General features: G+C 63.9%; 11 protein-coding genes. 6 read left to right on the top strand and 5 right to left on the bottom strand.

All coding sequences use genetic code 11. The features are described from left to right. The first annotated feature begins 74 nt into the window (after positions 1–74). The 4 genes from QO207_RS15750 (at position 75) to rarD (ending at position 4,513) form a co-directional block, all read left to right on the top strand. Positions 75–554, top strand: a complete 480-nt coding sequence (locus QO207_RS15750) for a BRO family protein (RefSeq protein ID WP_301533300.1) — start codon at positions 75–77, stop codon at positions 552–554. Between the two features lie 373 nt (positions 555–927). Then, positions 928–2,610 (top strand): 30S ribosomal protein S1, encoded by a 1,683-nt coding sequence (rpsA, locus tag QO207_RS15745; protein ID WP_301533299.1) that lies wholly within the window; start codon positions 928–930, stop codon positions 2,608–2,610. Positions 2,611–2,750: 140 nt separating this feature from the next. Next, a complete protein-coding gene (locus QO207_RS15740; RefSeq protein WP_301533298.1) occupies positions 2,751–3,620 on the top strand; it encodes a carboxylate/amino acid/amine transporter in 870 nt (289 codons plus the stop codon). After that, positions 3,617–4,513: an EamA family transporter RarD gene (gene rarD, locus QO207_RS15735; protein ID WP_301533297.1), complete on the top strand. Its 897-nt coding sequence runs from the start codon at positions 3,617–3,619 to the stop codon at positions 4,511–4,513. The genes QO207_RS15740 and rarD overlap by 4 nt, the downstream gene beginning before the upstream one ends. A gap of 60 nt (positions 4,514–4,573) precedes the next feature. Here the strand turns inward: rarD and QO207_RS15730 are convergent, their stop codons facing one another. The 3 genes from QO207_RS15730 to QO207_RS15720 form a co-directional block, all read right to left on the bottom strand. Next, a complete protein-coding gene (locus tag QO207_RS15730) occupies positions 4,574–5,179 on the bottom strand; it encodes a C40 family peptidase (RefSeq protein ID WP_301533296.1) in 606 nt (201 codons plus the stop codon). Between the two features lie 343 nt (positions 5,180–5,522). Beyond that, the gene (locus QO207_RS15725; protein ID WP_301533295.1) at positions 5,523–5,930 is read right to left on the bottom strand and encodes an NUDIX domain-containing protein; all 408 of its coding nucleotides are present in this window, start codon (positions 5,928–5,930) and stop codon (positions 5,523–5,525) included. After that, on the bottom strand, positions 5,927–6,472 hold the full coding sequence (locus QO207_RS15720) for a dihydrofolate reductase family protein (protein WP_301533294.1): 546 nt from the start codon (positions 6,470–6,472) through the stop codon (positions 5,927–5,929). Before QO207_RS15720 ends, QO207_RS15725 begins: the two co-directional genes overlap by 4 nt. 174 nt (positions 6,473–6,646) lie before the next feature. On the opposite strand from QO207_RS15720, the gene QO207_RS15715 reads away from it, so the two are divergent. Beyond that, complete coding sequence (locus tag QO207_RS15715) at positions 6,647–7,981, top strand: DEAD/DEAH box helicase (protein WP_301533375.1); 1,335 nt, start codon at positions 6,647–6,649, stop codon at positions 7,979–7,981. A 60-nt stretch (positions 7,982–8,041) separates the two neighbouring features. Here QO207_RS15715 and QO207_RS15710 read toward each other — a convergent pair whose 3' ends face one another. Continuing rightward, entirely contained in the window at positions 8,042–9,706 is a 1,665-nt protein-coding gene (locus tag QO207_RS15710) for an MFS transporter (protein ID WP_301533293.1), read from the bottom strand. Positions 9,707–9,927: 221 nt separating this feature from the next. Here QO207_RS15710 and QO207_RS15705 point away from each other — a divergent pair, with 221 nt between their 5' ends. Next, a complete protein-coding gene (locus tag QO207_RS15705; RefSeq protein ID WP_301533292.1) occupies positions 9,928–11,250 on the top strand; it encodes a phospholipase in 1,323 nt (440 codons plus the stop codon). A gap of 59 nt (positions 11,251–11,309) precedes the next feature. Here the strand turns inward: QO207_RS15705 and QO207_RS15700 are convergent, their stop codons facing one another. Further along, positions 11,310–11,573, bottom strand: coding sequence for a DUF2790 domain-containing protein (locus tag QO207_RS15700; protein ID WP_184589476.1), 264 nt, complete (start codon positions 11,571–11,573; stop codon positions 11,310–11,312). Positions 11,574–11,824 lie beyond the last annotated feature (251 nt).

The raw sequence follows: 11,824 nt of genomic DNA, 5'->3' as shown, positions 1-11,824 counted from the left end.
ACCCTTGCACGGTCCGCCTCCCTTCTCGGATGTTCCGGGCGGCGGCTTCCTCTCGATGAGCAAGGAGCTACTGCATGATCACTTCGATGTCCTTCCCGGCCGACGATGGCCTGATTCCCCAGTATTTCGTGCGTTACCAGCGACGCCTGCGCGGCGTGCTGATCGATCAGCAGGCGTGGTTCGTCCTGCGAGACCTGGCCAAGTTGACGGCCAGCCATCTGGGCGCCCGCGTGACGGCCAAGCTGGACCCGGACCAGACGCGGCGGGAGCAGCTGGCGGGCGAGGAAGAGGAGCTTTGGCTGGTCAGCGAGAGCGGGGTGTATGCGCTGCTGTTGCTGTACTTCTATCACCCGGAGAACCGTAGCCTCCGGCAATGGCTGAGCAATGAGGTGGTGCCGGCACTGCGCACGGCGCAGCGGGATAATGGGCTGCTGCCGCGCCATCAGTTCCGTCATGTGCAGGGCCAACAGATTGCGCTGCTAGATTGGCAGGGACGCTTGTGGCTGCGCTTCGCCGACGCGGCGCGGTTGATGGAGCTGGAGGGGCGGGGCTGACGCTTCCTGGGGTGCGTCTGTCCGGCGATCCAGCGTTGCCGGACAGGCGGTGCCACCCATCACCCAACTCTGAGCGAAAATATCCAACCCAGGCTGGAGTTCGCATTCACGCGAAACGCTTTGGCGGCCCGGCCCGTGGATTGACGCGGGCGGCATCCATTGCTACCATTCCAGACCTTGTATCGGGAGGGTTTCGCCCACATTGAGCGAAACGTTCCCCCAAAATCTGAATGTGGAGCATCCGTATTTCGCGGATGCAACAGGGGGCCGGCGGGATACCAGTCTTGATCCTGCTGGCTTCTTTTTCATCACTTGACCGTGTCTGCTGGTGGCGCGGAATCGGGCTTACAAGCCTTTGACTACAGGTATAGACATGAGCGAAAGCTTCGCAGAACTCTTTGAAGAAAGTCTTAAATCCCTCGACATGCAGCCGGGTGCGATCATCACCGGCATCGTGGTCGACATCGATGGTGACTGGGTCACCGTCCATGCCGGTCTGAAATCCGAGGGCGTCATCCCGGTCGAGCAGTTCTACAACGAACAGGGCGAGCTGACCATCAATGTGGGTGACGAAGTCCACGTTGCGCTGGACGCGGTAGAAGATGGCTTTGGTGAAACCAAGCTGTCCCGCGAAAAAGCCAAGCGTGCCGAGAGCTGGATCGTTCTGGAAGCTGCTTTCTCTGCCGACGAAGTGGTCAAAGGCGTCATCAACGGCAAGGTCAAGGGTGGCTTCACCGTCGACGTCAACGGCATCCGCGCGTTCCTGCCGGGTTCGCTGGTCGACGTGCGTCCGGTGCGTGACACCACTCACCTGGAAGGCAAAGAGCTCGAGTTCAAGGTCATCAAGCTGGACCAGAAGCGCAACAACGTTGTCGTTTCCCGTCGCAGCGTCCTGGAAGCCGAAAACAGCGCCGAGCGCGAAGCTCTGCTGGAATCGCTGCAGGAAGGCCAGCAGGTCAAAGGTATCGTCAAGAACCTCACCGACTACGGTGCGTTCGTTGACCTGGGCGGCGTCGATGGTCTGCTGCACATCACCGACATGGCCTGGAAGCGTATCAAGCATCCGTCGGAAATCGTCAACGTTGGCGACGAGATCGATGTCAAGGTTCTGAAGTTCGACCGCGAGCGCAACCGCGTATCCCTGGGCCTGAAGCAACTGGGCGAAGACCCATGGGTTGCCATCAAAGCCCGTTACCCGGAAGGCACCCGCGTTACCGCGCGCGTCACCAACCTCACCGACTACGGCTGCTTCGCCGAGCTGGAAGAGGGCGTGGAAGGCCTGGTACACGTCTCCGAAATGGACTGGACCAACAAGAACATCCACCCGTCGAAAGTCGTTCAGGTTGGCGACGAAGTGGAAGTTCAGGTTCTGGACATCGACGAAGAGCGTCGTCGTATCTCCCTGGGCATCAAGCAGTGCAAGTCGAACCCGTGGGAAGACTTCTCTGGCCGCTTCAACAAGGGCGACAAGATCTCCGGCACCATCAAGTCGATCACCGATTTCGGTATCTTCATCGGCCTGGAAGGCGGCATCGACGGTCTGGTTCACCTGTCCGACATCTCCTGGAACGAAGTTGGCGAAGAAGCCGTTCGCCGCTTCAAGAAGGGCGACGAGCTGGAAACCGTCATCCTCTCCGTTGATCCGGAGCGTGAGCGCATCTCGCTGGGCATCAAGCAGCTGGAAGACGATCCGTTCTCCAACTACGCCTCGATCAACGAGAAAGGCACCATCGTTCGCGGTACCGTGAAGGAAGTTGACGCCAAAGGCGCTGTCATCAGCCTGGGCGGCGAAATCGAAGGCATCCTGAAAGCCTCCGAAATCAGCCGTGACCGCGTTGAAGACGCTCGCAACGTTCTGAAAGAAGGCGAAGAAGTCGAAGCCAAGATCATCAGCATCGACCGTAAGAGCCGCGTCATCTCCCTCTCCATCAAGTCGAAAGACGTTGATGACGAGAAAGATGCGATGAAAGAACTGCGCACCAAGCAAGACGTAGAAAACACTGGTCCGACCACCATCGGTGATCTGATCCGTGCTCAGATGGAGAACCAGGGCTAATCCCTGATTCACCATCCAAGGAAAAGGGCGACTTCGGTCGCCCTTTTTCGTTTCTGCCTTTCGCAGGGCGCGGGCGCGCAGTGCTTTCTCTACGCTGAGACTGACGCTATGTTGCCTGCCCCGTTCCGGTCGCCTTTTCCATGCCTTATCTGCTTTTTGTCACCGTCCTCTGGGCGTTCTCCTTCAGCCTGATCGGCGAATACCTCGCCGGGCAGGTCGACAGCTATTTCGCAGTGCTGACTCGTGTGGTGCTGGCCGGCCTGGTATTCCTGCCGCTGACCCGCTGGCGCGGCGTCGAACCACGCTTCATTGCCGGCGTGATGCTGGCTGGCGCGTTGCAGTTCGGCATTACCTACGTCTGCCTCTACCAGAGCTTCCGTGTGCTGACGGTGCCGGAAGTGCTGCTGTTCACCGTACTGACGCCGCTGCATGTGGCGCTGATCGATGACGCGCTGAACCGTCGCTTCAACGCCTGGGCGCTGCTGGCGGCTGCCGTAGCGGTGCTGGGCGCCGGGATCATCCGCTACGACGGCGTCAGCGGCGACTACATCCAGGGCTTCCTGCTGCTGCAAGTGGCCAACGCCACTTTCGCGGCGGGGCAGGTGTTCTACAAGCATCTGGTGCAGCGTTACCCGTCCGATATCCCGCAGTACCGCCGCTTCGGCTACTTCTTCGTAGGCGCGCTGCTGATCGCGCTGCCGGGCTGGCTGCTGTTCGGCAATCCGCAGAAGCTGCCGACCACCGAGCTGCAATGGGGCGTTCTGGTGTGGATGGGCCTGCTGGCCACCGCGCTGGGGCAGTTCTGGTGGAACAAGGGCGGCACGATGGTGGATGCCGGCACCCTGGCGGTGATGAACAATCTGCATGTGCCGGTCGGCCTGCTGATCAACCTGCTGATCTGGAACGAGGCCGCGGACCTGCCGCGCCTGGCGCTGGGTGGTGCGGTGATCGTCGCCTCGCTGGGCGTCAACCGTTTCGGCCTGCGCCGTCAGAAGGAGCGCTACGCATGAATATCTCTGGACGTGGCGTTGCGCTGTCCCTGGCTTCTTCCGCGCTGTTCGTGACCCTGCCGGGTTACATCCATTCGCTGGAGCCGCTGACCAGCATCCAGGTGATCGCCCACCGGGTGGTCTGGTCGATTCCCATGGTCCTGCTGCTGGTGCTGTTCACCCGCCAGGGTGGGGTGCTGCGCGATGCCGGCCGGCGCCTGCTGCGCGAGCCGTGGTTGCTGGCGTGCTTCCCGCTGACGGCAGCGATGATGCTGGTGCAGTGGGGCGTGTTCATCTGGGCGCCGATGGTCGGGCGCACGCTGGAGCTGTCGCTGGGCTATTTCCTGCTGCCGCTGACCATGGTGCTGTGCGGCCGGGTGTTCTATGGCGAGCGCCTGACCACGCTGCAGGGCATCGCCGTGGCCTTTGCGCTGGCTGGCGTGCTGCACGAGCTGTGGCTGACCCGCGCGTTCTCCTGGTTCACCCTGATCACCGCGCTGGGCTATCCGCCGTACTTCATGCTGCGGCGCAAGATGGCGGTGGATTCGCTGTCCGGCTTCGTCTTCGAGATGCTGGTGCTGCTGCCGTTCGCCCTGGCGGCGCTGTGGATAACCGACAGCGGCAAGGTGCTGGAGGAGGTGCCGCGCCTGTGGGCGCTGTTGCCGCTCCTGGGCCTGATCAGCGCGCTGGCCTTCGCGGCCATGATGGCGGCCAGCCGGCTGCTGCCCATGGGGCTGTTCGGGATTCTGAGCTACGTCGAGCCGGTGCTGCTGTTCGCTATCGCCGTACTGTTCCTGGGCGAGGCGTTCAACCCGGCACAGATCTGGACCTACGGGCCGATCTGGATCGCCGTGCTGTTGACCGGTTGGGATAGTGCGCGACTGCTGCGCCGACAGGCGCGTCGCGGCTTGTAGGGCCAGCTTTCAAAGACGGAAACAGGCGCTCTCCCGCAAGGGCAGAGCGCCGGCTAGATATCAGTCGAAGCGGCCACCGGTATCGGCCTTGGCCAGGGTTTCCGGCAGGATGCGGCGGGCGGCGGTGTAGTGCTTCTTCCAGTAGTCGCCACTGAGGTCGGAGACGCGGACCTTCTGGCCGCGACGCGGCGCGTGGACGAACTGGTTGTCGCCGACGTAGATGCCGACGTGGTCGACATTGCGGCGATTGTGGATGCGGAAGAACACCAGATCGCCGGGCTGCAGGTCGCCGCGGGCGACTTTCGAGTTGCCGCGCATGCTGAACATCTGCTGCGCGGTACGCGGCAGGTCGACTTCGTCGACGTTCTGGAACACGTAGTTCACCAGGCCGCTGCAATCGAAGCCGCGCTTGGGCGTGGTGCCACCCCAGCGATAGGGCGTGCCGATCATGCTGTAGGCACGCTGGGTAACCTGGTGCGCCTCGCTCTTGGTCGGTTTGACCGGCTTGGCGTTGAAAGTCAAAAGGGCGCTGCCCTGGACCGGGACACGGAGGTCAACGGGGGCGGGCTGGTAAGTGCGCGTGATCTTGGAAGAGGCGGTTGCCTCGGTGGCGGCCAAGAGGGTCGCCAAGCCTATGGAAAGGCATGTCAAAAGGGTACTTCGCATTCGGCATGTCTTCTTGCTGGTTGATGTCGCCCAGACTCCGCTGGATCGCCGTTTTTGTCGGCGTGGTTTCCTTTGGTCCGCTCAAAAATTCCACGCATTCTGAACGACTTTTCATGACAGTTCGTACCGTCTGTCGATTCTGACAACTGGCCTGTGACTTGTAGGGCGGAGCGTGACATGTGTTCAGACGCATCAGTCACGGCCTGACCTTATAGCCGGAATCCCTATAAAACGGGGCTTTCAGAGCCGCGACGGAAAGCCAGYGGGTTACTAGCCAAAAGCCAGTCGCTTAAGGCTTCTTAAGGAAAAACCCGACGAAATGCAGGTCATTGAGTCGAACGAATCAGCCCAGATGGGCAAGCAGAGCGGGAAGCACCTGCTCGCGCAGCAGTGGTGCGAGGTTTGCCGGGTAATCGGCGGAAGTGTCGAGCCAGGTCAGCTCCTCCAGCTCGGCGGCGGGCTGGACGGCATGGGGCAGGGCGGCGATGAAGACCTGCGCATCGACACGCATGTCCGGCTCGTTGGCGGCGTTGGCCTGGAACTGGCCGAGCAGGGTCAGGGCGGAGGTCGGCAGGTGCAGGTCGAGTTCCTCGCCCAGTTCGCGTAGCAGGGCCTCGACCGAAGTCTCGCCCGGCTCGTGCTTGCCGCCCGGCAGCATGAAGGCCTGGGTACCACGCTTGCGTACCAGCAGCAGGTGCCCGGCGTCATCCAGCAGGCAGGCGGCGGCGATACGAATGGTGGTTTGGTTCATGGCGCGGGCGTTTCCTTCAGGACCTGGTAGCGCATCTGCACGATGCCGCTAGGGAAACTGCGCTGCTCCAGCAGCTGCAGGCGTTGTTCGAGGCCGATGCTGAACAGCGGAATGCCGGCTCCGAGCAGGCGGGGAATGATGCTGACGATCACCTCGTCGAGCAAGCCTCCGGCGAGGAAATTGCCCGCCAGGCTGCCGCCGCCCACCAGCCAGATGCGCTCGCAGCCGCGCGCTTGCAGCGAGGCGAGGGCGTCCACTGGGGCGTAGTGCTCCAGCTCCACCTGGGGCGCGGCCTTGGGCAGGTGGTTGGAGCGGGTCATCACCAGCGCCGGTTTGTCCGGGTAGGGCCATTCGCCCTGGTCCAGGCAGTACAGGTAGGTGGCGCGGCCCATCAGCAGGCCATCGATGCTGGCATAGAAGGCGCTGTAGCCGTGATCGTCGGTGTCGCTGCCGTAGCCCTGCAGCCAATCCATGCTGCCGTCGGGGCGGGCGATGTAGCCATCGAGGCTGGCGGCCACGTAATAGATGAGAGTCGCTGGCACCGGTATTTCCCCCTTTTTGTCAGTGCCATCAGAGCATGGCATCGCCCGCTGGGGGCTGCCCGCGCGTTTGTCCGATTCTTGACGCTGGCGCACCCTGCGTCGGCGCGACCGGCAATATTTCCAGCGCGCCGGCTCGGCAAACATTAAGCTATGCAGCTATTTGGTCTTTACGTGATATCGAGGTCTGCCTTGTTCTCCCAATTCGCCCTCCACGAACGCCTGCTCAAGGCGCTCGATTCGTTGTCCTTCTCCGAGCCGACCCCGGTCCAGGCCGCGGCCATTCCGAAGGCCCTGGAGGGACGCGACCTGCGGGTGACGGCGCAGACCGGCAGTGGCAAGACTGCGGCCTTCCTGCTGCCGCTGCTGCATCGCCTGCTCACCGAGGAGAAGCCCAAGAGCGGCGCCCGCGCGCTGATCCTGCTGCCGACCCGCGAGCTGGCCCAGCAGACCCTCAAGGAAGTGGAGCGCTTTGCGCAGTTCACCTACATCAAAGCCTGCCTGATCACCGGCGGTGAAGACTTCAAGGTGCAGGGCGCGCGCCTGCGCAAGAACCCGGAAATCATCATCGGCACCCCGGGCCGCCTGAACGAGCAGTTCAACGCTGGCAACCTGCCGCTGGGCGACGTGGAAGTGCTGATCCTCGACGAAGCCGACCGCATGCTCGACATGGGCTTCTCCGAGGACGTGCTCAAGCTCGCTGCGCAGTGCCCGAGCGAACGCCAGACCCTGCTGTTCTCCGCCACCAGCGGCAGCGGCCTGCACGAGATGGTAGAGAAGGTCCTGCGCGAGCCCGAGGTCCTGCAGCTCAACCGCGTCAGCGAGCTGAACGAGGACGTCAGCCAGCAAGTGATCCTGACCGACCACGTTGGCCACAAGGAACAGCTGCTGCAGTGGCTGCTGACCAACGAGACCTATGAGAAGGCCATCGTCTTCACCAACACCCGCGTTGCCGCCGACCGCCTGACCGGCCGCCTGATCGCCGCCGGCCACAAGGTCTTCGTGCTGCACGGCGAGAAGGACCAGAAGGACCGCAAGCTGGCCATCGAGCGCCTGAAGCAGGGCGCGGTGAAGATTCTCGTCGCTACCGACGTGGCCGCCCGTGGTCTGGACGTCGACGGCCTGGACCTGGTGATCAACTTCGACATCCCGCGTCGCGGTGACGAGTACGTACACCGTATCGGCCGCACCGGTCGCGCTGGCGCCGCGGGCGCGGCGATTTCCCTGGTCGGCCACGGTGACTGGAACCTGATGTCGAGCATCGAGCGCTACCTCAAGCTGCGCTTCGAACTGCGAGTCATCAATGAGCTGAAGGCCACCTACAAGGGGCCGAAGAAGGTCAAGGCTTCCGGCAAGGCGGCCGGCACCAAGAAGAAAAAGGACGATGCGAAGAAGGCCGGTGGCAAGGCGGCGAAGAAGAAGCCTGCTGCCAGGCCGAAGTCCGGCCCTTCGAAGGTCGTGAGCCAGGACGGCCTGGCGCCGCTCAAGCGCAAGAAGCCGGCGGCAGAATAAGTCTTTCGCGTCACCGGAAACGCCTCCCCTGACCGGGAGGCGTTTTCGTTTCTGCGCCTTTTAGCCCAGCGTTTCCGGCGGTGCCTCGTAGCTGCCGGATTCGTAGCTCACCCCGTGGCGGATCACCGGCGGCGCGTCGCCCACGTGCAGGCTGGTGACGTTGTCGATGATGGTCTTGTCCTCCAGCGTGAGGCGGTCGAGCATGCGCAGGTGGCCGATCCAGTTGTCCACCAGGAACAGCTCCTGCCAGATTTCCGGGTTGCTCACGTCGCGGTACAGCGCCCAGCGTTCCGCGCCATTGCGCAGGCGCAGTCGACGCAGCGGCTTGGCCGCTCGGACGAAGTCGCGGGTGCGCTCGGCGGGAATCCGGTACTCGATGGAGACCAGAACCGAGCCGCGCTCGGGGTTGAACACGAAGGTCGGCTGGCCCGGTACACCGCCCGGCGCACGGGCGATGCTGGCGGAGTTCAGCTCCGGCAGGCGCGAGTTGTACAGCAGCGCCACCGAGACCAGCAGCAGGCAGCCGGCGGCGATCAGCGCGCCCTGCACGCCCATGGTTTCGGCGAAGTGGCCCCAGAGGAAGGAGCCTGCGGCGAGGCCACCGTAGATCGCGGTCTGGTACAGCGCCAGGGCACGGGCCTTGACCCAGTCGGGCACGAGTATCTGCACGGCGGAGTTGTAGGTGGCCACCGCGGCGATCCAGCAGGCGCCGCCCAGCACCAACGCGGGGAAGATCACCCAGAGATTGTCGACCCAGCCGAGGATAAGCATGACCACGGCGAGCGTGGCGGCGGCGAAGCTGATCAGCCGGCTGCTGCCCAGTAATTGCCGCGCCTTGCTCACCACGGTACTGGCGATGATGGCGCCCAGGCCGAGGGCGCCGAGCATGTAGCCGTAGACCGAGGCGCTGCCGTCCGGGTTGCGGTGCGCCAGCAGCGGCAGCAGCGCCCAGATGGCGCTGGCGGAGAGGCCGAACACCGCCGAGCGCAGCATCACCAGGCGGGTGACGCTGGAGTACTGGGTGAAACGCAGTGCGGCGATCACCCCTTCGAAGATGTGCTCCGGCGGCAGGGTGCGCTTGGGCACATCGCGGCGCCATTGCCAGATCGCCCAGATCAGCGCTGCGTAGCAGATGCAGTTGAACAGGAACACCCAGGACGCGCCGGTGGCCGACAGCAGCAGGCCGCCGATGGCCGGGCCGACGGCGCGGGCGACGTTGTAGTTGACGCTGTTGAGCAGCACCGCATCGCCGAGCATGCGCGGCGGCACCTGCTCGTTCACCGCGGCTTGCCAGGCGGGGATGGTGATCGAGCTGCCCAGCGACAGCCAGAGGATCGACACGATCAGCATCAGCGGGTCGAGGTAACCCATGAATGCCAGCACTGTCACCAGCGCGGCACCGGACAGCTCCACGGTCAGCCCCACCAGCATGATCTTGCGCCGGTCGTGGTTGTCGGCCAGCACGCCGGACATGATCGACAGCAGCACCAGCGGCAGCGCCGAGGCAACCTGGATCATTGCCACCATCAGCGGGCTGGCGTGGGCTTCGGTGACCACCCAGGCGGCGGCCACCGATTGCGCCCAGGTGCCCAGGTTGGCGAACAGGTTGCAGATCCAGATGATGCGGAACGCGGCGATGCTGAAGGGGGCGAGGACGCCGCTGCGGGATTCGGCTGGATCGGGCTTGAGCGGGAGGTCTTGCTTGGGTGAAACGGACTGCAGCATGGGGACGCCCTTATTTCGAGTGGTCGGCACGCGCGCGCAACCGGTGCCTTTCCATGCCGGGCAAGTGTAGTGGCTGGGGCGGTTCGCGCCATTGATGATGGTCAGCGATGGCGTTATCGGTGACACGCGCTGGCAGGCTTCGACAGTGTCGGGGCGGTTGTGGATTGCTAGGCTGCGTCGGAATTTTCCGATTTGCACTGCCGAACAAGAGCGAAGAGCCGATGAAGCGACTTTCCATCTGCCTGCCCACCTGCCTGCTGGCGGGCCTGCTGGCGCTGCCGCAGAGCCTCTGGGCCTGGTCCAATCACACCCTGGGCAGCTACGTGGCCCTGCAGCAGCTGCCGGCGCTCGTCCAGGCGCCGGAGGTCGAGGTGGAGCCTCTGGAAAGCTTCCTCACCCAGCAGCGTGCCGGCCTGGTGCAGTTGCTGGATGAGCAGGAGGCTTACGCCCGCGAGCACTTTCGCCAGTACCCGCCGCGCCCGGACGACCTGCGCCTGACCGAGGACGGCCGCGACGACCTGCGCAAGGCCTTCCTCATGGCGCTGCGGCTGAACCCGGAGATCAAGCTGGCCTCCGTGGTGCAGCCGCCGCCCGGAACCGAGCTGCCAAGTGATTTGTTGCAGAAGCATGCAGCCCTGCAGCCTTCGGACGTGCTGGTGTTCCGCAACCTGTCCGGCTGGAACCAGTGGCGCTTCGTGCAGTTGCAGGCCGGGGAGAAGATTCCCGCGCTGGATGTGCTGGCCAGCGCCGCCGACGAGCCGGACTTCGGCCACGACATCAACCTGTTCAGCGACAACCCCGGCGAAGTCGGCCAGCGCTACGGCTTCGGCCCGCAGCCGTTCGGTGACCCGCGCTACGAGTTCAGCTCCCAGGCGCCGTTCCACATGGGCTTCTACCACGAGGACGCGATCATCTACACCGGCGCGCCGTACCTGGAGCGCAACTGGCCGGAATGGCGTGCCTACCAGTTCTACGGCCTGGCGCGCTTTGCCTTCGCCAAGGGTCATCCGTACTGGGGCTACCGCTTCCTCGGCTGGGCGATGCACTACATCCAGGACCTGACCCAGCCCTACCACTCGACACCGCTGCCGGGCGAGACCACCACCAGCATGCTGTGGACGGCGGGCAAGTCCATGGCCGGCTACGACGCCGACAAGCAGGCGGCGATCCAGCGCGTGGCTGACCGGCATACGGGCGTGGAGCGTTATCAGCTGGACTGGATGCGCGAGACGCTGCGCCAGGGTGGGCCGTCGCCGTTGCTGGCGGCCTATGCCGATGTGAGTGCGGATGGCAGTTATCCACCGTATTCGACGGAGTACCTGCGCGAGGTGGTGGCGAGCGAATCCCATGCCCATGCGGCGGCGTTCGACGCGGCGATCGGCCATTGGCTGGAAAACGAGAAGGCGCCGGCGGGGGATTTCAGCGCGGGGAACTCACCGGAACCGTTCCGTCACGATGAGGCGCTGGATGAGCAGATTCTGCAATTGATCCGGCACTTCGGCGCGCACAGTCGCAATATCGCGAAGGCGGCTCTGCAGCCGTAAAGAAGAGGGTTGGCTTTCCCGCCGGGCTGCGTGGGCTCCGGCGGGAAGGCGCAAGTCGCTTAGCCGCCGGAGCAGCCGTTGCCCCACACCTGGTATTCGACGGTGTGGCGCTGACCGTTGGAGTCGTCGTAGGTCATGCGTGCCGGCACGATGCCGCATTCGTTGGAAACGTCGGTGGTCGAAACCACGTGGGCGACGTCCAGTTTCATGTCGTAGGTGTACTGCTCCACGGCCGCGCTCGGCGCCTGGTCGGCGGCGTTCACCTGCTCGGCGAGGGCGAGCGAAGAGAAGCCCAGCATGGCCAGGATGACTACAGCTTTCATGAATTTACCTGCCTTGTTCCCGGTGTCCGGACGTGACGGGTCCGTGACGTTCAGCGGATGGCTGCATCGGGAAGCGTTGGGGAATGATTGACGGGTCTTGGTTGGTGTTGCGGCGCGCGCTGTAACAGCACGGAAATAATAGGATTTAGCTGACCTGAGTCATATATCCAGACGCCAACAAGACTTCGTACTCAGAGGCAACAATCCAGGCGTGGCGCGGGTTTCAGGGGTGGTTTTGCGGCGGGCTGTCG

The sequence above is a fragment of the Pseudomonas sp. CAN1 genome, from assembly GCF_030462585.1.
GTDB lineage: Bacteria > Pseudomonadota > Gammaproteobacteria > Pseudomonadales > Pseudomonadaceae > Pseudomonas.
Note: the sequence above shows the minus strand (reverse complement) of the source record. Positions and strands in the feature narration are given on the sequence as shown.

Excerpts from the sequence above, each read along its gene's own strand:
- QO207_RS15750 (WP_301533300.1), top strand. The coding sequence starts at position 75 with ATGATCACTTCGATGTCCTTCCCGGCCGACGATGGCCTGATTCCCCAG.
- QO207_RS15700 (WP_184589476.1), bottom strand. The coding sequence starts at position 11,573 with ATGAAAGCTGTAGTCATCCTGGCCATGCTGGGCTTCTCTTCGCTCGCC.
- QO207_RS15725 (WP_301533295.1), bottom strand. The coding sequence starts at position 5,930 with ATGAACCAAACCACCATTCGTATCGCCGCCGCCTGCCTGCTGGATGAC.
- rpsA (WP_301533299.1), top strand. The coding sequence starts at position 928 with ATGAGCGAAAGCTTCGCAGAACTCTTTGAAGAAAGTCTTAAATCCCTC.
- QO207_RS15705 (WP_301533292.1), top strand. The coding sequence starts at position 9,928 with ATGAAGCGACTTTCCATCTGCCTGCCCACCTGCCTGCTGGCGGGCCTG.
- QO207_RS15730 (WP_301533296.1), bottom strand. The coding sequence starts at position 5,179 with ATGCGAAGTACCCTTTTGACATGCCTTTCCATAGGCTTGGCGACCCTC.
- rarD (WP_301533297.1), top strand. The coding sequence starts at position 3,617 with ATGAATATCTCTGGACGTGGCGTTGCGCTGTCCCTGGCTTCTTCCGCG.
- QO207_RS15740 (WP_301533298.1), top strand. The coding sequence starts at position 2,751 with ATGCCTTATCTGCTTTTTGTCACCGTCCTCTGGGCGTTCTCCTTCAGC.
- QO207_RS15710 (WP_301533293.1), bottom strand. The coding sequence starts at position 9,706 with ATGCTGCAGTCCGTTTCACCCAAGCAAGACCTCCCGCTCAAGCCCGAT.